Consider the following 24,509-nt stretch of genomic DNA (forward strand, 5'->3'; position numbering starts at 1 on the left):
CATTTGAATACTAATACTTCCTAGCTTGATTCAATTTATCTTCCATATTCTCAAAAGCATTTTGTACCGTTTTACTATTTGAAACCTCGGCTACACCTAGTCGCCACCAAGAATCATATCCTGTTACCTTACTCGGAAGTGTCTTCACATGAATAAGAGTTGATATTGTATCTTGTTTCGCCTTTGCCAATGCGTCACGAAACTCTTCTACTGTATTGGCTGTATATCCTTTCGCTCCAAGACTTCTTGCATGAGCGGCAAAATCCATTTCCATATAGTTACCACTTAATTGATTTGTCTCTTTTTCACGGTAGCGAAACTCATTTCCGAAACCTTCACTTCCCTGACCTACTTGCAATCCATGAATACATTGGAATCCATGATTATCAAATAAGATAATATTAATCTTCTTATTCTCCTGAAGGCTTGTGACAAGTTCCGAATGCAACATAAGGTAACCACCATCTCCTTGAAGCGCATATGCTTCACGTTCTGGCTCAGCCATTTTAATTCCTAGTGCTGCTTGAACTTCATACCCCATCGTGGAAAAGCCATATTCCATGTGATACGTTTTCGGATGTGTGCTTCTCCATAATTTGAGGAGATCGCCTGGTAAGCTCCCAGCAGCACATGTGATAATATCTTTTTCATCGATAAATTTGTTTAACTCACCGATTACTTGCGATTGTTCCAAACCTTCCTCACTCTTCAAATTAAACAAGCGATCGACTTCGTTATCCCATGCTTCTTTCAAAGACTCAAGTTCCTTTTCATCATGAGCAGCCTTGTAATTTTCTTTCTTCAATTGCTGTTCTAGTAGAGTTAAGGCTACTTTCGCATCGGATACAAGCATTTGTGATTCCATTTTCATTGCATCCAACGAACTAACATTAATGCTTACAAATTCTACATCTGGATTTTGGAATGCTACTTTCGATGCTGTCGAAAAGTCTGTTAACCTTGTTCCAACAGCAATAATTAAATCCGCATCTTTAGCTAGAACATTGGATGCTTTGGATCCATTTGCACCAACGCCACCCATATACATTGGATGATTCCATGCAATTGCACTTTTTCCTGCCTGTGTTTCACCAACAGGGATTTGGAAGTTTTCTGCAAACTGCTTTAATTCTTCTGTAGCGAGGGAATAATGAACACCGCCACCAGCAATAATAAATGGTTTTTTCTTGGATTTGATCAATTCTACCGCTCGATCGATAGCCACTTCACTTGGCCTTCTTCTCTCCAGCAGATGTACACGCTTTTTAAAGAACTCTGCCGGATAATCATAAGCTTCTGCCTGCACATCTTGTGGCAATGCTAATGTTACAGCCCCTGTATCAACTGGATCTGTTAGAACTCGCATCGCATTTAAAGCTGCTGTCATTAGTTGTTCTGGTCTGACAATTCGATCCCAGTACTTGCTCACCGCTTTAAAAGAGTCTGTTGCAGACATCGTATAATCACTTGGATCTTCAATTTGTTGAAGAACAGGATCTGGCTGTCTTGTAGCAAAGTTATCACTTGGAAGTAGAAGTACTGGAATACGGTTAACCGTTGCCGTTCCAGCTGCCGTCACCATGTTTAAAGCACCCGGTCCAATTGATGTCGTACATGCATAAATTTCTAAGCGATTTTTTTGTTTGGCATACGCTGTAGCAGTATGTACCATTCCTTGTTCATTTTTTCCTTGAATAAGGGTGATATCACTTTCCTGTCTTTCCAGTGCTTCAGCTAAACCAGTTGCATTTCCATGTCCGAAGATCCCGAACATCCCTTTAATGAATTTTCTCTCTTTCCCATCCACTTCAATGTATTGATTGTCTAGGAATTTCAACAAAGCCTGTGCCATCGTTAAACGAATCGTTTTCTTTTTTGTCTCTGTTTTTTCATTTGCATAACGGATCGCTTCCATCGTTCATTTCCTCCCTACTTTTTATAAATAGACTACTTCCTGTTTTTTAAAAGACTCTGTTGCTGCAACAGCTACCTCAAGGGACCTTTTTCCATCAACTTCATCCACGAGTGGTTTTACATTATTTTGTATACATTCAATAAAGTGAGCGACTTCTTCAAGAAAGGCATCTTCAAACTTCGTAATAAAATCTGGAATATTGTCATGATAGCTATTATTATTTTTTAAGAGAATATTGTTGTGATGTTGTAGTGAACCAATCTGAATGGAACCTTCTGTACCGACTACCTCTCCACGAATATCATAGCCAAAGGTCGAGTTTCTGCTACCTTCCACATGTGCAGTCGTACCATTTTGAAACGTTAATACCGTAACCGATTGATCCACATCCCCATACTTTTTCATAAATGGATGAACAAGTACTTCACCAAACGATTGCACTGATTTCACTTCATCTCCCATTAAAAATCTAGCAATATCGTAATCATGAATACTTAAATCTAGAAAAATACCACCACTCGTTTTAATATAGGACTCTGGAGGAGAACCTGGGTCTCGGCTTAGACCTTTAAAATAAAGCGGCTTTCCAATATCACCTTGTTCAATTCTTCGTTTTGCCCCTGCATATGCGGGATCAAACCTTCTCATGAACCCTACTTGACAGAAGACACCGTTACGTTTCACCTCTTCGATGACCTCAGTCGCCTCTTCCAACGTTTCAGTTATTGGCTTATCTACAAATATGTGCTTTTTACTTTTTGCCGCTCGAATAATTAAGTCGGCATGGGTTTTCGTTGGAGTCACAATAATTACTGCATCAATCGTCGGATCTTCAAACACTTCTTGTGGATTGTTCGTCCATCTATTGACACCTAATTCTGCAGCTGCTCTTTTGGCACTTTCCTCTCTTGATGCTACAACAGCAACAATTTCGGCATCCTTCACTCTCGTTGCAACATTCTTTGCATGAACGATACCAAGTCTCCCCACTCCAATAACAGCACAGCGAACATTACTCACTTTATCACTACCTTTACGAGGTCAATTTTGAAAATGGCTTATTCAATTAAGCGCTTTCTTAAAAGGTTAATTTTTTTATATGACGCGTTGATAAATCGGAAGTCCCCTCTGCATTGGAACACCCATCTCTCCTTCGATAATCGGAAATGCATACGCTTTAAATTCATTCGTCATTGTATTTTCTTTGTCATTATACCAGTTCCTAGGTACAAGCTTTTCCTTCCCAGCAACTTCACTTAGTTTTACTGTTTCATAGAACACATGATAGTCTTTACTATCTAGGTCTCTTTTCAATCCAACCATCACACTAGTGAAATCTAAATTAGCAAGTAAAACAGCATGTAATCCTAATTTATATGCTTCATCTACATCCGTTTTTGAAGCATGTGTCATACTGCTTCTTTGCCAAACACTAGCTGTCATGTAACGCGTTTTAATACCAGCCTGCTCCTCGATATTCTCTTTTAAAAATGAGGAGACACCGCCTAGCTTGGGTCTACCTAACGTATCATACTCCAAGTCTTCGTAAACTAACTGTCCATTTTGCTTACGAATCCCTTCTGCCGCTACGAGAATCGTATTTCTTTTTTCTTGGTGTGATTTTGTAACTTTAGCTAGACATTCGTCAAATTGAAATGGAACTTCAGGAATGTAAATTAACAGTTGACTGTCTTCTTGCAATGCATCTTCTGCCAAGGAACATGCTCCAGCAAGCCACCCCGTATGTCTACCCATCGTTTCAATAATCGTTATTCCATTACTCTCTGGATAACTAACCATATCCATATTTACATCAATAACAGATGTCGCTAAAAACTTTGCCGTACTACCATATCCTGGTGAGTGATCCGTACCGACTAAATCATTATCAATGGATTTCGGAACACCGATTACAGTAAGTTCATAATTGGCATGTTTTGCCGCATCATCTATCATTTTTGCGACATTCATCGAACCATTTCCACCAATATAGAAAAAATAACGGATGTCATTCTTTTTAAGAATATGAATTATTTTTTCGAGATCTGTTTCTTTTAATTTATAACGCCATGTTCCGAGTGCTGCACCAGGAGTCCAGCGCAATTGATAACGTTCACTGATCGATAAGGTTGTTAATGGAACAAATTCTTCATGTAGTAAACCATATATACCACCGACAGCTCCATAAATTTCTCCGGTAAATGGATTGCTGGATATTCCATCAATAATACCAATGAGCGAATTATTAATGACTGCTGTGGGACCACCTGATTGAACAATCATACTATTCCCCTGCACTTTTATCCCCCTAACTTATTGGTTAAGCGCTTTATCTTTTACTTATAACATTATTCTATTCGCTTATTCCTAATAAGTCAATGATGTTTTTTATTTTTTAAAAAATTGTTTCCAACTTCCAATAATCACACTTTTTAATCATCATTTAATTTTAAGTATCCAGTTACCTCATGAATTATTGTAATGACAGAGTTTACAAATTAAGTTTCCTTTCATTTAAGCGACTCTTTACTGGCCTTTTGATTTATTTGATCTCCAATATTTTTTATTTTCATATCATTAAGTATTTCTTTAAAGATACTATCATCTAGAAGAAAATAAAAAATGAACGGGTTCAGAAATTCGTTCATCTTTCATACTTCCACAATTATATTGTCCTCGTCGAATCCCTCTCCACAAGAGTTGGTGCTAATGTAACACGAACATGATCATCCCGTTCTCCCTTAAAAATGGAGATAATCAAGTCCATGACTTCTCTACCCATTAATTGAATTGGTTGTGACATCGTTGTTAACGGAGGGTCCACAATGGAAGCAATACTTGTATTATCAAATCCAACAATAGAAATGTCATTAGGCACATATAATCCAGATCGCCTCGCAGCTTGTATCGCCCCAATTGCTAATAAGTCGTTACAAGCAAATAATGCAGTTGGCTTATCATCGTATTGTAAATATTTTTTAGCAACATTTCTACCTGCATCCAAATGACTTTGTTTAATATCCTCAATCAATTCAATATCGTGTATAAATTTTAAACCATGCTCGGACATAGCATCTTTGAATCCGCGTATTCGTTCTCGATTACTATATACATCGAGTGCGACAATGCCGATCTTCTTATGTCCTAGCTTAATCAGATAGTCAGCTGCCAAATAACCACCCATATAATCATCCAGTGCTACAGCATTAACTGCGAAATTTGGGTAATCTCTTGCCACAATTGCTATTGGAATATCCTCTTGCATCAATTCTTCTAATCGTGATTGCTTTTCAAAACCTGAAGCAAAAATAAAACCATCTACTCTTTTTTGCTTTAGCAGACTTATGTATTTATTCTCTTTTTCCTCCTGATAATCTGTACTGCAAATTACGATACTGTATCCCAATTCATGGCCACGGTCTTCAATACTTCTAGCTAATTCGGAGAAAAAGGGGTTTGCCAAATCAGGAATTAGTAATCCAATTGTTTTTGTCTGTTTCCCCATTAATGCCGATGCTAGTACATTTGGTTCATAATTTAATTTTTCCATTGCATCGTAAACACGTCGTCTCGTTTTCTCACCAATCCTTCCCTTTTTGTTAATTACGTTCGAGACCGTTGCTATGGATACTTTTGCTTCTTTTGCTACATCATATATTGTAACTTTCAAACCCATCATTCCCTTTTCTATTTCTAGTACTAATACTTTAATTACATATTTCTGGATTTCAACTATAACAATTCTTTATTGTACTTTCTATTTTTAGATTAAGCTCTTAATCATATTATACATGGTAGTTTTTTTCATTCAAATAATATTATTGAGAAACTTATATCTATAATAGAATATTACGTTGCTATTTATAGTAATTACTTTTAAAAGTCTCCTCGATTATTTCTAACTTGAAAATATCCTCCTCTCATCTGCACCAATTATAATAGGTAAAGGAACTCCATTATTCAAAATGGAAGATTATCAATTGAACCTCACATTGAGTAGAATAAGGGACTTTAATCAATTTGTTGAATTGCATTATGAATAAAATGAAAACCGCTTGGATGTATGCCTCAAGCGGTTCTATTATACTAAATATGCTATTATTGTTTACTATTTATGCCAAAAATCCCTACGGCAATCAAGTTTCCCCTACAGTATCTAGCTACTAAGAATCATTCTCTCTATTCTTCACTACCCACTACTTCAGCTTCATCGCCTCAGCAATAATTTTTGGAAGGTCCGTATTATCATGAAACCCAACAAATTTTTCAGCCTTTGGACCGTAAGCATAAACCGGAATATCAGCACCAGTATGATTACCACTTGTCCACCCAATGCTTGCACGATCGCTTACTACCTTATTGATCGCAAGGGAAGCGTTGTCTGCTTCTTCTATCTCTTGAATTTCCTCTTCTGTTAACTCAAATCCAGTATGTGTTTCTAGAACTTCACTTACGTTGGAGCGTTCTTCATTTAATTGATCTGCCATGTAAGCACCTGTAGCAGTTACATTGGTTAATAGATCCGCATTTAAATCTAGTGAACCGTTTGAACCAGTTGTCATCCCACCTGTGTCATGATCGGCTGCAACAACTACTAGTGTCTCTCCATCTTGTTTTGCAAAATCAATTGCTTCTTTTACTGCTGCTTCAAATGCTTCAACTTCTGACATTGCCCAGCCAGCATCATTATCATGACCTGCCCAGTCAATTTGGCTTCCTTCCACCATTAGGAAAAAACCACCTTTGTCTTCTTTTAGTATATCTATAGCAGTTTCCGTCATTTCAGCAAGGCTAGGTTCTTCTGTTTCAGCACGATGAAGTTCTGGAGCAAGTGCGTCATCTGCAAATAAACCTAAAAGCTTTTCTCCCTTTTTAACTGCAATTTGTTTATTATCTAGTAATTGACTACGTGTTTCAACAAACTCATATCCTTGTTCCTCAGCTTGTTCAATCAGGTTAAGCTCTTCCTGATTCCCGCCTTGAGAGATTGGTAAGAAATTGTTTTTTCCGCCACCAAGAATGACATCTACTTCATTCGCAAGCATTTGTCTAGCAATCTCTGTTTCGTTATTCCGATCATCGACATGTGATGCAAATGCAGCCGGAGTAGCATGTGTAATTGTAGAGGTTGCGACAAGCCCGGTTGCCTTGCCATCTTCCTGAGATGCTTCTAAGATTGTTTCAAGCTCATTGCCCTCTGTATCCAGACCGATAACACCATTATTTGTTTTTTCACCTGTCGACATTGCTGTTCCTGCTGCAGCAGAATCGGTTATATCAGAATCAGCAGAATACGTTGTGAACATTCCTTTTAGATGATCATCCCATACTGCATCTTCGCCCTTGTACACGCGATAGTTACTCGCATAATTAGCACTATACCCATCAGGAATCATATAGATTACATTTTCTACCTTCTTCCCTTTTCTATCTACAGCATCCGGTTTGGCGTCTACCGTTCCTAAACTTAAACCGGACAATACAAGGGACGCACTAAGTACAACAGCACCAATCTTCTTAAACATCGTAATCTCTCCTCTCAAATTTTTACTACAATTTAAGCGTAATGGAAAGATGTCTAAATGAAGTTACATGCTAGTAAAAGTCTAGTAAACTTTTTTCACCCTAAATAACTACCTCTTTTTTCATAGAGTTATCTAGTAACCACTTGTCACTAACCAACGAAACTTGATATAGCTTTATTTAATGTCCTTCACTTGATTCATTAAAATTCACCAAAAAACACTATCACTAAGAGAGAACGGTGCTTCCCCCCCTAAAAGATAGTGTTTTTTGCTTGTAACATATTCTATTCTTCCACCGTGATCGTTATCGTTTGCTCAACTACTTTGGTTTCATCTTCAGCATGAACTAAATCACCTGCAAGATTTTGGCCATTCTCTCCGTATACTTCTGTGACATGTGGTCCATTATTATGATGGGATGGATTCATTGTAATGATAATATCGTATTCGGTTAGATTTTTAATTCGACTGTCTTTTTCGGGATCATTAATATATAAAACTGTTGAGCCATCTGGATTCGTGTAGCTATATCCCTGAAATCCTGATGTAATATAATTTGGAATGTCTGCTCTTGCCAGAATAAATGTATCTTCTACAATGTTACTATTTATTTTTACTACAACATAATCCTCTTGTTTCTCGATTACTGGCTCTATCCATACCGAGGGTTCTCCATAATCATCCGGCAAATCCCAGCTTGGTTCCGTAATCGAAAAATTATGTTGACTACCATCTATGGTGGCGGATTGTTGGAAGGATACTTTTTGATAGATTTCATTTGCTTTCGCATAGTTTTGTACAAAGCTCCCACTCAGCTGGTTTAAATAATAATTTTTTATATCCCCATACTGATTTGCTGGCTCAAATTTTAATTCAATATGTACGATTCCTTCTACTTCATCTGGAAGACTATATTCCAATTCAAATTCTCCATTTTCGTTAACCTTAGTCCGATCAATTCCTCCAACTAACAATCCATATTCTGATTCAATTGAAAGAACAAGTTGTGACTCAGGTAATAGATTGGTCATGCCTTTTACAGAAACAAGCTTGTTATCAATCTGAAATTCCCCTTCCAGCCTTACATCTAAATCCCCTTGATCTTCTGGAGCCTCTTGTACTTGATTGACTTCAAAGGAAACCTCTTCCGTATTATCTACTGTCTCTACTTCATTTTCCACCTTTGTACCTGCAGTTTCCTCAGCTTGTATACTTCCACTGTTTTGTTTGTCTGTTTCCCCTTGTTCTTCATTTTCACTATTACTGCATGCTGCCAAAAATAAAATCATTAGTGCTAAAAACATAATTAATATACGTTTACATCTAACCACGAAACTGATTCCTCCTAAATATAGTAAACAATCAATCTTAATGATACCGTTTGCTTTTTTGAATAACAACAGGACCAAGTACCTATAATCTAAGGATCTGTAGACGGTTCAGCTTCGTACTTCCATGCAGGGTCTTAACATTATGTTATCATCTTCACAAATTAGACATAATTACTATATAAAATTCCGTGAATACCTTTACATAAATGCGCTTTCATATATAATAGAATTAAGTGATGTACTTCACAATTAAAATCTAAAGGAGGAATATCAATGGCTAACCTTGATACAAGTCTTACATGTGTATACCAAACACAAGGTACGATTGCTCGTGAAAATATTCGTACGAAATTTGCGGATTACCAAATTGCAGACATAAGCCTTCATCCGGATATACCACTACCTATTGAAGGTAACCATCCTATTTCAATAAAAATTGAAGGAACTTGGTACAAAGCAATTGCTTCTGTTGTAAGAACGCTAACAAATGGTAACGGTAAAGCAGTAAAAGCCTATATTTATAAATTGAATCGGCAACTTAGTGCATGCAATGTATTGATTTCCTGGGATAATTATTTAAGTACGTCGAAAAAACAAATGAAACGAGAAGCCTTCCATACAGCTGTGAATTTATAATGCGTACTACTTTATAAAAGACAATCTCGTCTAATTGCACCTTATCTATAAAGTAGTATCGCTGATGCATACCTGATACGTTACAATTAAGCTGATCTATTGCAGCTTCCCTCTGCACTCAACAGTTACTTCATCCATAACCTTTCCATCCTGAATTAAATGTGCTTTTTCATGCAACAGAGCAAGCTTTGGCATTTTATGAGTTTTAGTATATGGTCGTAATTTTATATTTTGTTTATCCGCATAAGCTTGCATATCTTTAATATTCTTCATAAGAATAGCCTGATCAATCAAAAGTACAGGTGTATCAATTCATGCATCTATTTCTCCACCCTGATCGCTTCTATCTCTACTAGACAGCCAAAATGTAAAGCATTGGTAGGTACAATCGCTCTCGCCGGTTTATGGTCACCAAAAAACTGTGCATATACCTTATTAATTTCGTCCCAGTATGCAACATCTGGAGTGTATACCCCGCAAAAAATAACATCCTCTCGCTTTAAGCCACGAGCCATAAAACCAACTCTAAATTGGCTAATGCTTGTTCAGCTTCTGCTTATTCACTTTTTATTTACTTAACCGCCTTAATACCTGCTCCACACAAAGGAATAACGGTCGTTAAATTTTTCATATGGCTGCCTGCTTGCTCAATATAAGCTAGATAGCCCGCATACGTTGCAGCAGATGTTGGTTCAACGAAAAAACCTTGGTGTGCTAGCTCTTCCCTCGCCTTTGCTATCTTATTTTCTGGTGCCGCTATAATTTCTCCACCAGTTTCTTTTATGACCTGTAAGATTTGATGATGTCTTGCTGGATTCGCAATTGCAATACCTTCTGCTTGGGTTTCTTTCGTTTCAATAGGATCTATGTGCTCCGCTCCCTCTTGGAAAGCTTTAAATAATGGTGCACAACCTTCCGCTTGAATGGCAATAAATTTAGGGATACTAGGAATTAACCCTTTATCATATAAATCTTTAAAGCCATAGTACGCGCCTAACAACAGCGTGCCATTTCCAACAGGGACGACAATCACATCTAGCACATTCCCATTCATCTCTTCCCAAATTTCATATGCATAGGTTTTGGTTCCTTGATAGAAAAAGGGGTTGTAAACATGACTTGCGTAAAAACTTCCACTTTCTTCTACTTCCTTTATTGCAGCTTCTGCCGTATCTTCTCTTGTTCCAGGTATCAAATGTAATTGTGCTCCGTGTGCTTTAATCTGAGTTAATTTATTTGGCGAAGTACTAGCCGGAACGAATATGTCGCACTTTATACCGACCTTGGATGCATAAGCAGCTATTGCTGTTCCTGCATTCCCGCTACTGTCAGCTACAATTCGCTTTACATGTAACGCTTTCGCCGCTGTAATAAGCATGGATGCACCACGATCCTTGAATGAAAGGGTAGGCATCATATAATCCATTTTAAAGAAAACGTTATTAGAATCATCGGTTGAAACCATAGATGTATAGCCTTCCCCTAACGTAACCTGCTGAGATTTATTGAACGGAAGTGCTTCCTCATAACGCCAGAGGGAAGGTGTTCGTTGTTTAATTTTATCAAGTGGAAAATCGATATTAAACGATGTGATATCTAACAATCCTCCACACGGACATTTGTAAATAAACGTTTGCGGATCATGAATTTCACCACATTGGCTGCATTTGTATTTTACCTTCATGCATGATCACTCCCACAACTTGTTTTCATGTAATTTTTTATATGTAATTAATTGAAAATACAGTATATACATAACTTTATCTACAAAATTAATGCAAGTCAATAAAAAATCATATGATTCAAACTAGGGTAATTTTAATTTTAATGTCTAAAGAATTTTATCCATATATTACTATTGATTCCATTATTAAAGGCTACGATGTTGAACGCCTGAAACGAAAAGAAAAAATTCAAATTGTTAAATTTATGGATGAAAAAGGGATCTTTCTGATTAAAGGAGCTATTGATAAAGTGGCTGAGAAATTGAATACGTCGAGGGTTACGATTTATAGTTATTTGGATAAGGTTAAGAAAGTGATTTACTAACAACACTACTGAATGTTACCTTGTTATCTAATATTTTTCAGAAGAGATGTGCAATAATCTCATGCACATCTCCTTTCAAGTTTCATATGATTGACCCTTGCTAAAATGGAAAGAAGGGTCATCAGAGATTCTGCTTTTAATTGTTCAATTGTAGAAGCACAAATACAAGTCTGCCAGCAGACTTACGCAAACTTCTAACTAATAATAAACAATAATTCCAGCCAAACCAGATAGGAAAATAATTATAACAGGACTCAGCTTTGTGAATAGGAGCATAGCAAGTGCAATAAAAACAAACACTATACTTATCCAATCTACATCGATTAAACTTATACCTTGGATAATGTTGTTTTGAATGGCAAAATTAATTGCTGCATACACAATTAATGCAGTTATTACGGGACGCAAACCATAGAAAACATAGCTTATTATTGAATGATTACTTTTCACTTTACTTACAAATAAAGCAATTAATACTACAATAATCAGGGATGGAAAAGAGATTGCAATAGCTGAGATTATTGCACCTAAGATACCACCTACATTATATCCAACAAATACAGCACTGTTTGTAGCAATTGGTCCTGGTGACATCCCCGCAATTGCTATCGCATCCGTAAGTTGTTGGGTAGTTAGCCAGTTATTTGACTTCACTTCGTATTCAATCAAAGGGAGCATGGCATATCCACCACCGAATGAAACAAGACCAATCCTAAAGAAAGTCAGAAATAGGTTCCAATACACCCTATCCCTCCTACTGAATATTCTCTACTTTATCGTTATTAATCGTCTTCTTTCTGTCTAATAAACGTTTCATATTTAAAAGAATGCCTACAATACCACCTACTAATAGCATGAAAATAGGATGAATTGAAACGAATAAAAAAATGACCAACGCAACACATGCAATAATGCTTGTAGTTTTATTAAATATAGCAGTCTTGCCTATCTTCAAAGCTGCAAAAATAATTAAAGCAATGACAGCTGAACGAATTCCAATAAAAGCAGTTTGAACAATAGGATTATGTTGAAAGTTTAGAAACAAAGAGGCAAGTGCAACAATGATTATGAAGGTTGGCGTAATTATACCTAAAGTTGCAGCAATAGCACCAGGTATTCCCACCAGCCTATACCCGATAAAAGTAGCAGTATTAACAGCTATAGAACCCGGTACGGATTGTGCCACTACTAAAACATCTGCAATGTCCTCCCGCTTCACCCACTTATTTTTTTTAGTTACTGCATCTTCAAGCAAGGGAATCATCGCATATCCTCCCCCAAAGGAAACTGGGCTAATTTTGAAAAAGGTAAAGAAAAGACCCCATAATAATTTTACTTTCCTTCGTTTTTCCATCCGGATCCCCACCTATTCCAGATAATAGTCTAATACCATACTTCCAGCACCTATTGCTGCAGCGTTTTCTCCAAGATGTCCCTTTTTAAACTTCACATCATAGCCAGGATAAAGTTTACTAATTCTATTTGAGGCAGTAGTAACTGCTGTTTCGAAAAACAAATCTAACCGGTTAAACATCGGACCGCTTAGCACCAAATAATCGGAATGTAGCATGGTGATCATATTAGATAATGCAATTCCAGTAAAAAATCCAAAATCTCTTACTGTAGTCACACAAAGATCGTCTCCTGCTTCTAATGCAGTGCATATATCTTCAAACGTAATATCATCAGGATCTTCCAACCCTTCTGTTAGAATAGAAGGGTGACCTCGTTTTAGTTGGTGGATAATGTTTGCTTTTAAATATAAAATCGTGGAGTATGTATGAAAACAGCCGTAGTCACCACAGATGCACTTTTTGCCATTTGTATTAATGACCATATGTCCGCTTCCAAGTTTCCCAAATCTATCAGCATCACTTTTTAATAATCGGTGGTCATTCATAACCCCTATTCGTAGACCAACACCTGCAATAATATAAGAAAGATTACCAATTTCTTCATTCAAACCCAGCTTATGTTCTGCAAGAACCGCCGTATTAATACCACTGTCCAGTATTATTTTTGTAGAGTATTTCTTTTGAAGTACTTCGACAACCTTTACATTATTCCAATGATCAGAAGGGAAATTTACGGGATCAACAATAATTCCTTTTTCTCTATCAAGCGGCTCTACAGCTCCAATCCCGATACCAATCAGCTGATCTTGCTCGATATTTCTACTGTTCAACATTTGAACTATCGTGCTTTGGATAAAATCTATTGTTTTTTTCGGAGTACTCTCTTTATTCATTTGAAAGCTTGCTTCATCTATCACGTTAAGATGCAAGTCTAACAAAAGCACTTTTGTAAAAGTACGGGAAATATCAATACCAATGCTAAATAATTGATTGGTGTTAATAGCATACATTACCGGCTTACGACCACCACTTGATATACCAATACCACTTTCAATGATTAAACCCTCCTGTAGAAGATCATCGATAATTCTTGCACAGGTAGTTTGTTTCTGAGCCGTCTTTTCAATAATAGAGCTTTTGGTAACTGGACCGTGTTTACGAATAATATTATAAACATGTTTCATATTCCTAACTTTCGGTGAGCCTGGATCTTTAAATTGAGTAATCATTATTCTCCCTCTTTAAATTCGTTGTTAATCCATTATAACACTTTTAACCATTTTGGACAGAAGTAGATATTGTTGTTTCTGAACAACTATGAATAGGTGCTTCCTAATCATAGTCCACACCTATAACATACTGTTCTACAATGACCCAACTTTTCTAGCGTCTACTTTAACCAAGTCAGTTGTATTTCGATGCTTATATTCTCTTACAGAGAGACCAATAAATAAAATTAACCCGACTACATTTAATAACCATGTATACATTTCACCTTCATAAATTGGTGAAAATAACAATAATGCAGAAACTCCGAATAATACACGTTTAAATATAGATAGATTTCTGAAAAAATACCCTACAAAGCTAATTGATAAAACGACACAACCAACAGTAACTGATAGAATTACTGCAATCCTTGTTAGACTATTAATCTCTCCTACCCCTAATAAAATAGCTGGAGAATATACAAACAAAAATGGAATCGTCAACCCAACTATTCCATAAGCCATTGATGTAAATCCAATTTTATAAGGACTCTCTTTAGCAATGGTTGATGCTGCAAAGCTTGCTACTGCAATTGGAGGCGTAAAGTTAGACATATTAGAGAAATAAAAAACAAACAAGTGGGCAGCCAATGGATGAACACCTAATTGAACCAAGGCAGGCGCAATCAATGTAGCCACTAGCGCATAGGCTGCAACGGCCGGCATACCCATTCCTAAAATAATCGAGACTACTGCACTAGTTATTAGTAATAATAAAAGATTAGATTGACCAACATCTACAAGCGCGAGAGCCAAATTAAATCCAAAACCTGTAATTCCTACAATACCAATAACCAATCCTGCTGCCGATAAAATAATCCCAATATTAATCAAGCTTCTTCCCGTATCAATTATTGCTTCAAGTAGCCTTCTAAAAACAGCCTTTCTTTGAGACCTTTGTAATAATAGGATGGGTATTGCAAAGAAAGATGCATAGACTCCACTAGCTGTTGGAGTATAGCCTGCAATAAATAAGAAGTAAAGTAAAACTCCAAAGATTGGTATAATAACCCAGCCGTAAGTAAGTACTTCTTTAAACTTAGGTAGTTCCTTTTGATTAATTCCACGAAGGCCTTTTTTTCCTGCACTTAGATCTACCTGTGCGAACAAACATAGGTAATACAAGAATGCTGGAATAATAGAAGCTAGCATCACTTCAACATATGGAATTCCAAGTGTTTCAGCAATAATAAATGCCGCAATTCCCATTACTGGAGGCATAATCATTCCACCGGTTGATGATACTGCTTCAATTGCTCCCGCTTGCCTGCGAGTATATCCATTCTTTATCATTAAAGGTATCGTCATATTTCCAGTTAACATTACATTAGATACTGGCCCTCCAGACACACTTCCTACTAAACTCGAACCTACAACCGAAGCTTTTGCAGGACCTCCTCGAAATCGACCAAAAGCCGAAAAGGCAAAGTTATTAAATATTTCCCCTCCACCGAACTTTAAAAGAATCTGACCAAACAAAATAAATGCTAAGGCTATCGTCGAAGCTATATTTAACATGTAAAGCAAACTACTTGCATCAAAGTAGAGGTAATTTACTAAATGCTCAAAGGACATTCTATCTCCCTTAAGTGCTCCTGGAAAATAAGATGGAAAAAAGGCGTATACTAAAAATGCTGCTACTACCAGAACCAATGACCATCCATATAGCCTGCGTAAAGCTTCAAATATTAAAAGAATACCCATAACAGCTAATAATACTCTATCCATCGTTACGTAGCCAAAAAATATTACAATCGTTGGGTAGAATATAGCAATATACAACCCGGAAATAAGACCAGCACTAGCAAGAATCCAATCATACCAAGGAACGCTTCCTTTGGGAGATGTTGACGTCATTGGTACTCCTATATAGACTCCTGCAAGTATCAAAGCAAGAAATAAACCAGTATATTGCTCTAAAAATATAGCAACTCCAAACCACTGGTAAACACTTAAGATATAAAGTATTCCAGTAAGAGGAATCATAAAAAATATAAATCTTAAAATAAAAGAAGGGACACCTTGCAACTCTCTAAAAGTACCAGACTCTTTCCTCTTTAGTTTTCTATCTAATCCTTTTTTATCCACTATTTTCCCTCCTCATTCCATACTAATTATTGAATTTATTTGAATTGGTTCAATAATTCTTGCTGGTTTTCTTCAGCTATATCTGTCCACACACCTACTTCTTTGAAGAACTTTACGGCTCCTGAGTGATAAGGGATTGCAGGTTCATCATCGAACATATTTTCCGGGTTCCAAGTTTCAAGCCACATGTACTGCTTATGCAGCTCTTCATAGTTATTCCATAACGTTTTGACTACATTGTAGGCAACATCTTCAGATATATGGCTGTTCGTCGCTAATATAATTGGGTAGCTAACTATTGTTGTTTCATTTTTTAGTATTCCTCCTTCAAATGCGACTGGAGAAATACCAGGAACAAGCTCGGTCATTTCTTCTATCGTTTCTTCTGGAAAATCATCAATGTTTTCAGGAGATATTTCAGCCCAATCCAAGACATCGATTTCTTTCGTCGTGTCCATTTCTGTAAAAATACCGACCGTTGGTGTACCTGCAAATATCGCGTCAACCCTGTTTTCTCTTAATGCATTGACCCCCGTATTTATATCTGTTACCGGCACGCTCACTACGTCATCCCAGCTTAAACCAGCAGATGCAAGATGCGCTTCTAAAATATTTGGTAGTATTTGATTTCCTGTGTAGTCAGAAGCGACTCTTTTCCCTTTAAGGTCGGATATTTCCTTGATACCAGAATCTACCCTGACCGTTAAACCGCTTACCAAAATATCATTACCATTTACAAGTGTCCGTATATTCTTGTTTTTTTTAGGGTAACCATTCTCTCCCACATACGCCCAGCCTGCATCAGGATACGCAAGAATCCCTAAGTCAATTTCACCGCTATTTAATAGAGGCATCCAAGCATTAGGTCCAGAGAATGGCTTCACAGTCAATTTCAAATCTGATTTATCACTCACAACTTTTGCTAATCCGGTGGCTGCACTATGATAAGCAGATCCAGACTGATGTGCTCCAAAGCTTATAAAACCTTCATCACGGTCTGCTGATGCACTTCCACAAGCTACTAATATTCCGGTGGCGATAACTATGGACAGATACAATGAATAACGTTTTAACTTTCGAACCAATACATTCACTCCTTACTACCGTTTATTTTATTTCGTGCTCTTTAACATTTAAGTGTGAAATATTTTAGATATATATCTCCATTAAGTCTTCCGCAACAATCGACTCTCCTGTAAAACGTCCCTCTGCTTCTTCTTTAACCTCTTCAGGAATTACATTAGGCAGAAAATGTGTCATTACTAACTTTTTTGCACCTGCTTCTTGAGCAATATTCCCAGCTTGTTCCGGTGTACAATGTTCTTTTTGTAGATTTTCCCATATTTTTAAAAGTTCAGGGTCTTTTGTATCTCTGTAAACTCCAGTTTTGGATAAGGCAGCATCGAGAACAAGTACATCTGCTTCACGAGCCAGTTCAACTATATTAGGAGTAGGCGCTGTATCACCTGAAAAAACAATGACCATATCGTCTATCTCAAATCGGTACCCAAAGGTTGGTACATTATGAACCATCTCTTTAGCGGTAACTTTCGCAGGTATATCAACATGAATTTCTCCAGCCTGATCGAATTCAATAATTTTTACATCTAAAACCCCATTCTCAGGTCTGCCAAGCGATACCCGATATGCAATATCATCTTTATACATATTAATCACCGTTTCATGAAACTCTCTTATTCCTTTTGGACCTACAACAGTAAGTTTTCTACGCCCTCTTCCCCATCCTCCTAAAAGAAATTGCCCATACCCAAAGAAGTGATCAGAATGCAAATGGGTAAACATTAAAACGTTTACATTTTCTGGTGGAATGTTTGCTTTTAATAGTTGGGTGGTCGTTCCTTCTCCACAATCAATCAAAATCGGATTACTGTTTATATGTAATACTTGTGCAGGACCCGATCTTTCTAAATCTGGACGCGGGCTTCCTGTCCCTAACATCGTGATCACTAACAGAGTTGGACAAATTTTATTGATACAGCACGTATTAAAATAGTTTTCAGAGCTTGTATAGAATAAAATAAAAAAGAAAAGAAAAGATGCTGCCAATTTGCATTATATTTGGAAGCATCTTTGTAAGGTGGATTACTTAAAAAACCTTGCTCTTCATATTTATTTTCTCTAAGTCTTCCCCAACAATTACTGTTCCATTAAAGTACTCACTTGCCTCTTTATAAATCTCTTCTTTGTCTGTATTCGGGAGAAGATGGGTTAAAACAAGGCACTTTACCCCGGCTTCACTGGCAATTTCTGCAGCTTGTTTAGGCGTACAATGCTCCTTTTTTAAAATCTCCCATACACGACGTATATTTGAATCGGATGATTTATTATTAAATACGGAAGAAGCAATAGCTGCATCCTGCACAAGAATATCTGCATTTTTAGCTAATTGAACTAAGCTATCTACTGGCGCTGTGTCTCCAGAAATAACGATTGATTGACCTCCCTTTTGAAATCTAAATCCAAACGTTTTTACATTATGAACAACCGGCGTATACGTTACATTAACATTAATACCCTCAAAAGGAACATCGCCTCCCTCATCCGGTAGTTCAATAACGTTAACATCTAATAATCCTTCTCCAGAAATACCTAGGGCTGAACAACGATAATGAATATCTTCCTCAAACATGTCCAATACTTTTTCATGAAAAGCTTTTAAACCTTTAGGCCCTATAATTGTTAGTTTTGTTCTACCTAGTGACCAACCACCTAATAAAAAGTGACTGTAACCAAATACGTGATCAGAATGTAGATGCGTAAATAATACATTGTTTATATCTACTGGATTAATATCAGAATACAATAGCTGTCGTGTAACCCCTTCTCCACAATCCACTAGCACTGGTGTATCGTCAATCATGATTACTTGTGCAGGACCAGATCTTTCCTTATTTGGCTTAGGGCTTCCTGTTCCAAGTAATCTGACATAAAATTGATCCATACTTTATTCTCCTCTACTATAAAAATTAGGATACATCTCTTCTTGAATATACAATTATTCTATAATGGTAGAAATAAACTTCTTTTCGAGAAAATCTTCTAATGCTTCAGGCCCTCCTTCTCTTCCAAATCCACTTTCTTTGACACCACCAAATGCTCCCTCTACTTGTGACAATACCGTGTCATTCACACCTACCATTCCGTATTCCAGCATTTCAGATACACGATGAGCCCGAGACAAATCAGTAGTGAAAAGATAGGCTGCAAGTCCGTAATCCGTATCATTCGCTTTTTCAATTACTTCCGCTTCAGAAGAAAACGAAAGAATAGGTGCAATAGGGCCAAATGTTTCTTCAGTAGCTACTTTCATAGTTTCATTGACATCTTTTAGCACGGTTGGGTAGAAAAAGAATCCTTTTTCACAACCTTCTGCGTCATATCTTTTACCACCTGTTACGATTTGAGCTCCCTTATCAATAGCATCCCTCACATGACTTTCTGCTTTTTTAAGTCCATCTGGATTAATCACTGGCCCGACGTTACTCTCTTCGTTTGTTCCATCTCCCACTTTGAATTTCTTTACAGCTCTCCCCATTTCCTCTGTAAAATGATCAATAACAGATTCATGGACGTAAATTCGGTTAGGTGAAATACAGGTCTGTCCATTATTATTAAATTTACTTCTTACAATTTGTTGAACAGCTTTGTCAACGTTACAATCTTCAAAAACGATGATAGGTGCATGCCCACCAAGCTCCATGGATAAACGCTTTACTTGTTTGGCTGCTTTTTGGTAAAGCATCTTTCCTACAGCTGTCGATCCAGTGAATGTAATCTTACGGATTCGCTTATCTGTTAGCCAAACCTCTCCAATTACTTGAGGATTACCAATCACTAAATTCATAACCCCTTTTGGAAATCCTACTTCTTCTGCTATCTCAAAAAACTTAATTGCTGATAGGGGTGTTTCTTCAGACGGTTTTAAAGCAACTGTACAACCAGCTGCTAAAGCCGGGCTCAATTTACGGGCAACCATTGCAAAAGGAAAGTTCCAAGGAGTTATAGCCGCTACAGGTCCAACAGCTTCCTTCTTAATCTGCATCCTTCTTTGTGAATCTGATGATTCGATTGTTGTACCATAAATACGTCTTGCTTCTTCCGCATTCCAGCGAATATATTCTGCTCCATTCTTTACCTCCATACGAGATTGCATTAGTGGCTTTCCTGATTCCAATGTGACAAGATAAGCCAATTCTTCATGATTCTCTAATACTTTATGATACAAAGATAACAATAAATTAGCTCTTTCCACAGCAGGTTTCCTTGACCATTCTTTAAAAGCATTAGCTGCGGCTTCCACAGCTAATTTAGCTTCTGCCTCGCCACCACTAGTTACGTTAGCAATACATTCATTCGTAGCGGGATTAATCACCTCAATCACTGCATCATCTTCAGCTTTCAACCATTTTCCATTTATATAAAATCTATGAGTCTTCTGCGATTGTAAAACTGTCATTATAAAGCATCCTCCTTCACATTTTAGGTAAAATAAACGAAGTGATCGTATCTTTTTATTTCTTTATAAAATAGTTTTTAATATACTTTTTCAATGAGCGGATCTTCATTATAAATGCTAAGTAAAAGCTCTTTTAATTCTTCAAGAGATGCATTTCTAGGTGTAAATTTCATGCTATTTTCTTTTAATGCCTCCACGGCAATGTTTTCCAAATCTTCTTTTGTAATTCCTAATCCTCTTAGTGCTGGAATATCAATAGCACTACTCAACTTAACAATAGTTGAGACAAGTTCTTCTGAAATAACATCTACTGATTTCTTTTCCGTATCTATATTCATTGCAGACGCAATTTCCATATGCTTTTCTTTTACACTTTCTAATCCACTATTATAATTTACGACATACGGTAAACCGATCGCATTTGCCACTCCATGAGCAACCCCAAAACGAGATCCGAGTGGATGTGCAATCGCATGGGCTAGGCCAAGCCCTGCTTGATTAAATGCTATTCCTGCTAAGAGACTGCCAAGCATCATGTTCCCCCGTGCTTTTAAATTAGTACCATTTTTTACAGCTTCCTCTAAATTTCCAACAATCAATTCCATCGCTTTTAAGGCATGAATATTTGATGGGATTGATGCATTTTTTGAAACGAATGCTTCAATTGCATGGGTTAAAGCATCCATACCAGTAGCTGCAGTTATAGCTGGTGGTAAGCCAATCGTTAATGCAGGATCAACTAATGCAATGTCTGCCCCACAATTTTCTCCAGCAATGATCATTTTCCTTTGCCTTTCTGTATCTGTAATGATTGTAAATGCAGTCACTTCACTTCCAGTTCCTGCAGTTGTTGGAATAGCAATAAGCGGTTTCGTTTTGTTCTTTACTTTTCCTCTTCCTTCATAGTCTTTAATAGAACCTGGATTGGTTAATAAAATATTAATGGCTTTTGCACAATCCATACTGCTTCCACCACCAATTGCAATTATCGCATCGGTATCTGCGACAGCAGCAACCTTATATCCCTCTTCTACATTTTCAATAGAAGGATTTGGATGAACTCCAGTAAAATGAGTAACCTTAATTCCTGCTTTCTCAACAGGTGCAATAATTTTATCTGCGATTCCAGCACTTTTTATCCCTTTGTCATACACAATGAATACACGCTTTGCTTGTATTTCATGAATAACCTCTGCAACAGCTATAGAGCAACCGTTTTCAAAAATCACTTTGCTTGGAACATTAAAATTAAAATTCACATTCTCACTACCTTCCACTAAAATTGTAAACTCCAATACAAACAGCTATATTAAAAGTTAGTACATTACTGCTTCATTAATGTACATTTATACGTGGAGTGATTTCACTATCTTCAACCTTTTTTTCAGGTGGCTTCGAAAATAATCCAAGAATGATAACCCCTGAACCAACAATAATTGCTGTTAAATAGAAAGCCATATTAAAACTGCTAGTTAATTCAACTATAAATCCGGTTATAATTGGTGCAAGGATACCCGGCATCGTTTGTGCAACTTGTGATAACCCGCCAAATGAACCAGCATTTTCAGGTACTGTTTCAGCAATTACTGCACCAAGTGGTGCCGCTGCTGAGGCGAGTGATATTGACGAAATAGTAAGGAATACGACAGCTCCCAGAACAGATTGAATCTGAACAACAAAAATCAGTGACACAGTAAGAATTGCAAACCAGCTGACTGACCAATATGCTCGTGCTATTCTCCTGCTATTCGTTTTACTATAAATCAGGTCACTGCATCTACCACCAAGTATTTGACCAAAAGCAGCTCCAATCCACGGTACAGTAAGTGCCCACCCCATCGATTGCAGACTTAATCCTCTCTCTATACTTAAATAACCTGGCAGCCATGTTAAAAGAAAAAATAATGCATAGCCAACACAGAAGAATCCCCACAAATTTGCAAAGATTGTTCCACGGAGACCTTTAGGTATCGTTAATAATTCTTTAAGTGATTTATTCTTTGCAGAATCACTCGATTTAGAAACCTCACCTTGCTCTGAAAGTATCCAGGCCTTTTCTTCATTGCTCAGGAATCGGTTTTTTTCAGGTCGGTCCGTATAGACTTTATACCAACAAATAGCCCATAGTATTCCAATCACTCCCATTACATAAAATGGTGTTCTCCAACCATAAGAAGCTATCATCCAAACGATAATAGGAGAGGCAAGTGCTGGTCCTAAATATACTCCAGCAAACGCAACACCTAAAGCAGAAGAATACTCTCGTGGGCTAAACCAATTCGTAACAATCCGTACTCCGTTGGAAAGAGAAGGTCCTTCCCCTGCCCCAAACAAAATTCGTGCAATAAGTAATGAGACAAAGTTAAATGCTAAAGCTGTTCCAGCGGTACATATTGACCAAAAAACAGAACCGACAAGGAATACCTTTTTGGATCCATATTTATCAGCAGCTAATCCCGCAATAATCGAAAAGGGAACAAGCCCCCAAAAAAAAGCACTTAAAATTATCCCCCACTGAGAAGGAGTGAATCCGAATTCCTCCATCATTGGTTCTGTTGCAAGAGATATAATTACCCGATCCACAAATTGTATAAAGAAAATTAGAGTAACCAATAGTAACATGATCCATCTTACGTTATGTTTTAGCACTATCTAACCTCCATTTGTTTCTAAATTTAGGTAACAGAACTTCGGTTGCACTTATTCTAGACTACAGAATGTGATAAATCCCAGAACGCAGATTGAATTTTTCTTACCTTCTCAATTGCTCTTTTCTGAATGTCATATATGGGCGCACCATGAACATCGTCTGGGAAAGGATCTTTCACGTTACTTGATAAACCACTAAGTGTTTCAATAATTTTCAACGTACAAAACGGTACATAAGCCTGACTGTAGCCACCTTCATGACAAGCAACAATGCGGCCATTTGCATAACGATCAGCTATACGTTTAATAATTTTTGTCATTTCTGCAAATCCCTTTGCCGTCATAAGCATTCTTCCTAATGGGTCAAATCTGCTTGCATCTTGTCCGGCAGAAATGAGGACAAGCTCAGGTTTAAATTGATTCGCAATTGGCACAACAATCTCTTTCAATGCTAATAAATAGCCTTCATCTCCTGTCCCCGCTGGAAGAGGTATATTGACATTGTATCCTTTGCCCTTACCGTCACCTATATCTTCAACATTTCCTCGACCTGCTGGGAATACAAATTCTTGATGCAAGGAAATGAATAGTATATCTGGATCGTCATAAAACGAGCTCTCCGTCCCATTCCCATGATGAACATCCCAATCAATAATCATGACTTTCTTTAAATTATATTTCTCTTTGGCATATTTTGCCGCGATTGCAACATTATTAAATAAGCAAAACCCAGCTCCATAATCCTTTTCAGCATGATGACCAGGTGGTCTTGTAAGTGCATAAACATTTTGCACGTTTCCTTCCATAACTTCATCAACACCAGTAAGTGCACCTCCAACTGCTAGAGAAGCTATTTCATATGAATCTGGACCCGCATGCGTTAAGTTACCTAAGTCTCCTCCACCACTTTTACTTAATTGTTGAACCTTCGTAATGTATTTAGAGCTGTGATTAAGTTCTAGTTCATCCCGTGTAGCTTCCCGTGGTTCAATACAATTTAATTGTTTGATGAATTTAGAACGTTCTAGAAGGTTTTTCACTCTCCTTTTTGTTTCTGCATTCTCCACATGAATATCCTTTTCTACTAAACTCCCAGCGGGAAGCATTAATGCGCTATCCCCATTCGAATGCCAAAAATAACTTTCATCGCAAATAAATCCAGTCTTTTTCAATTTATCCGTCTTCCTTTCTAATAAATTAGTCTCAACCGCATTAT

General features: G+C 37.2%; 21 protein-coding genes and 1 pseudogene. 2 read left to right on the top strand and 20 right to left on the bottom strand.

What is annotated here, in order from left to right:
* Positions 1 to 10 precede the first annotated feature (10 nt).
* The 6 genes from iolD to F1560_RS12545 form a co-directional block, all read right to left on the bottom strand.
* Complete coding sequence (gene iolD, locus F1560_RS12520; RefSeq protein WP_149474971.1) at positions 11 to 1,915, bottom strand: 3D-(3,5/4)-trihydroxycyclohexane-1,2-dione acylhydrolase (decyclizing); 1,905 nt, start codon at positions 1,913 to 1,915, stop codon at positions 11 to 13.
* 21 nt (positions 1,916 to 1,936) lie between these two features.
* A complete protein-coding gene (gene iolG, locus F1560_RS12525; protein ID WP_149474972.1) occupies positions 1,937 to 2,935 on the bottom strand; it encodes an inositol 2-dehydrogenase in 999 nt (332 codons plus the stop codon).
* A gap of 75 nt (positions 2,936 to 3,010) precedes the next feature.
* Positions 3,011 to 4,213 carry a diphosphate--fructose-6-phosphate 1-phosphotransferase gene (locus F1560_RS12530; RefSeq protein ID WP_149474973.1) on the bottom strand — a complete coding sequence of 401 codons (1,203 nt, stop codon included), beginning with the start codon at positions 4,211 to 4,213 and terminating at the stop codon, positions 3,011 to 3,013.
* A 367-nt stretch (positions 4,214 to 4,580) separates the two neighbouring features.
* Complete coding sequence (locus F1560_RS12535) at positions 4,581 to 5,591, bottom strand: LacI family DNA-binding transcriptional regulator (RefSeq protein WP_338112777.1); 1,011 nt, start codon at positions 5,589 to 5,591, stop codon at positions 4,581 to 4,583.
* A gap of 520 nt (positions 5,592 to 6,111) precedes the next feature.
* Entirely contained in the window at positions 6,112 to 7,440 is a 1,329-nt protein-coding gene (locus F1560_RS12540) for an alkaline phosphatase (protein ID WP_149474975.1), read from the bottom strand.
* A 284-nt stretch (positions 7,441 to 7,724) separates the two neighbouring features.
* Positions 7,725 to 8,771: a hypothetical protein gene (locus tag F1560_RS12545; RefSeq protein WP_149474976.1), complete on the bottom strand. Its 1,047-nt coding sequence runs from the start codon at positions 8,769 to 8,771 to the stop codon at positions 7,725 to 7,727.
* A 273-nt stretch (positions 8,772 to 9,044) separates the two neighbouring features.
* On the opposite strand from F1560_RS12545, the gene F1560_RS12550 reads away from it, so the two are divergent.
* A complete protein-coding gene (locus tag F1560_RS12550; protein ID WP_149474977.1) occupies positions 9,045 to 9,407 on the top strand; it encodes a hypothetical protein in 363 nt (120 codons plus the stop codon).
* A 96-nt stretch (positions 9,408 to 9,503) separates the two neighbouring features.
* On the opposite strand, the gene F1560_RS22155 is transcribed toward F1560_RS12550, so the two are convergent.
* Genes F1560_RS22155 through thrC form a run of 3 tightly spaced genes read right to left on the bottom strand, consistent with a single transcriptional unit; the run spans position 9,504 to position 11,091 of the window.
* Positions 9,504 to 9,680, bottom strand: coding sequence for a hypothetical protein (locus tag F1560_RS22155; protein WP_187773723.1), 177 nt, complete (start codon positions 9,678 to 9,680; stop codon positions 9,504 to 9,506).
* A 47-nt stretch (positions 9,681 to 9,727) separates the two neighbouring features.
* Entirely contained in the window at positions 9,728 to 9,922 is a 195-nt protein-coding gene (locus F1560_RS12555; RefSeq protein ID WP_245347563.1) for a RidA family protein, read from the bottom strand.
* Positions 9,923 to 9,978: 56 nt separating this feature from the next.
* Positions 9,979 to 11,091, bottom strand: coding sequence for a threonine synthase (gene thrC / locus F1560_RS12560; protein WP_149474978.1), 1,113 nt, complete (start codon positions 11,089 to 11,091; stop codon positions 9,979 to 9,981).
* Positions 11,092 to 11,264: 173 nt separating this feature from the next.
* Here thrC and F1560_RS22440 point away from each other — a divergent pair.
* Positions 11,265 to 11,456, top strand: a pseudogene (locus F1560_RS22440) (helix-turn-helix domain-containing protein); the annotation flags it as partial.
* Between the two features lie 198 nt (positions 11,457 to 11,654).
* Here the strand turns inward: F1560_RS22440 and F1560_RS12570 are convergent.
* The 11 genes from F1560_RS12570 to F1560_RS12620 form a co-directional block, all read right to left on the bottom strand.
* On the bottom strand, positions 11,655 to 12,200 hold the full coding sequence (locus F1560_RS12570; RefSeq protein ID WP_149474980.1) for a chromate transporter: 546 nt from the start codon (positions 12,198 to 12,200) through the stop codon (positions 11,655 to 11,657).
* A gap of 10 nt (positions 12,201 to 12,210) precedes the next feature.
* Positions 12,211 to 12,810, bottom strand: coding sequence for a chromate transporter (locus tag F1560_RS12575; RefSeq protein WP_149474981.1), 600 nt, complete (start codon positions 12,808 to 12,810; stop codon positions 12,211 to 12,213).
* Between the two features lie 12 nt (positions 12,811 to 12,822).
* On the bottom strand, positions 12,823 to 14,040 hold the full coding sequence (locus F1560_RS12580; protein WP_149474982.1) for an ROK family protein: 1,218 nt from the start codon (positions 14,038 to 14,040) through the stop codon (positions 12,823 to 12,825).
* Between the two features lie 135 nt (positions 14,041 to 14,175).
* The gene (locus F1560_RS12585) at positions 14,176 to 16,167 is read right to left on the bottom strand and encodes a TRAP transporter permease (protein WP_149474983.1); all 1,992 of its coding nucleotides are present in this window, start codon (positions 16,165 to 16,167) and stop codon (positions 14,176 to 14,178) included.
* Positions 16,168 to 16,202: 35 nt separating this feature from the next.
* The gene (locus F1560_RS12590; RefSeq protein ID WP_187773724.1) at positions 16,203 to 17,252 is read right to left on the bottom strand and encodes a TAXI family TRAP transporter solute-binding subunit; all 1,050 of its coding nucleotides are present in this window, start codon (positions 17,250 to 17,252) and stop codon (positions 16,203 to 16,205) included.
* Between the two features lie 64 nt (positions 17,253 to 17,316).
* Positions 17,317 to 18,126: an MBL fold metallo-hydrolase gene (locus tag F1560_RS12595; protein WP_149474985.1), complete on the bottom strand. Its 810-nt coding sequence runs from the start codon at positions 18,124 to 18,126 to the stop codon at positions 17,317 to 17,319.
* A 148-nt stretch (positions 18,127 to 18,274) separates the two neighbouring features.
* On the bottom strand, positions 18,275 to 19,129 hold the full coding sequence (locus F1560_RS12600; protein ID WP_149474986.1) for an MBL fold metallo-hydrolase: 855 nt from the start codon (positions 19,127 to 19,129) through the stop codon (positions 18,275 to 18,277).
* Between the two features lie 54 nt (positions 19,130 to 19,183).
* Positions 19,184 to 20,644: an NAD-dependent succinate-semialdehyde dehydrogenase gene (locus tag F1560_RS12605; RefSeq protein WP_149474987.1), complete on the bottom strand. Its 1,461-nt coding sequence runs from the start codon at positions 20,642 to 20,644 to the stop codon at positions 19,184 to 19,186.
* A gap of 77 nt (positions 20,645 to 20,721) precedes the next feature.
* A complete protein-coding gene (locus F1560_RS12610; protein WP_149474988.1) occupies positions 20,722 to 21,903 on the bottom strand; it encodes an iron-containing alcohol dehydrogenase in 1,182 nt (393 codons plus the stop codon).
* 76 nt (positions 21,904 to 21,979) lie between these two features.
* A complete protein-coding gene (locus F1560_RS12615) occupies positions 21,980 to 23,293 on the bottom strand; it encodes an MFS transporter (RefSeq protein ID WP_149474989.1) in 1,314 nt (437 codons plus the stop codon).
* A gap of 56 nt (positions 23,294 to 23,349) precedes the next feature.
* The gene (locus tag F1560_RS12620) at positions 23,350 to 24,465 is read right to left on the bottom strand and encodes a class II histone deacetylase (RefSeq protein WP_245347565.1); all 1,116 of its coding nucleotides are present in this window, start codon (positions 24,463 to 24,465) and stop codon (positions 23,350 to 23,352) included.
* Between the last annotated feature and the right edge of the window lie 44 nt (positions 24,466 to 24,509).

The organism is Oceanobacillus polygoni (assembly GCF_008304605.1).
In the GTDB taxonomy this organism is placed as follows: Bacteria; Bacillota; Bacilli; order Bacillales; family Amphibacillaceae; genus Oceanobacillus; species Oceanobacillus polygoni.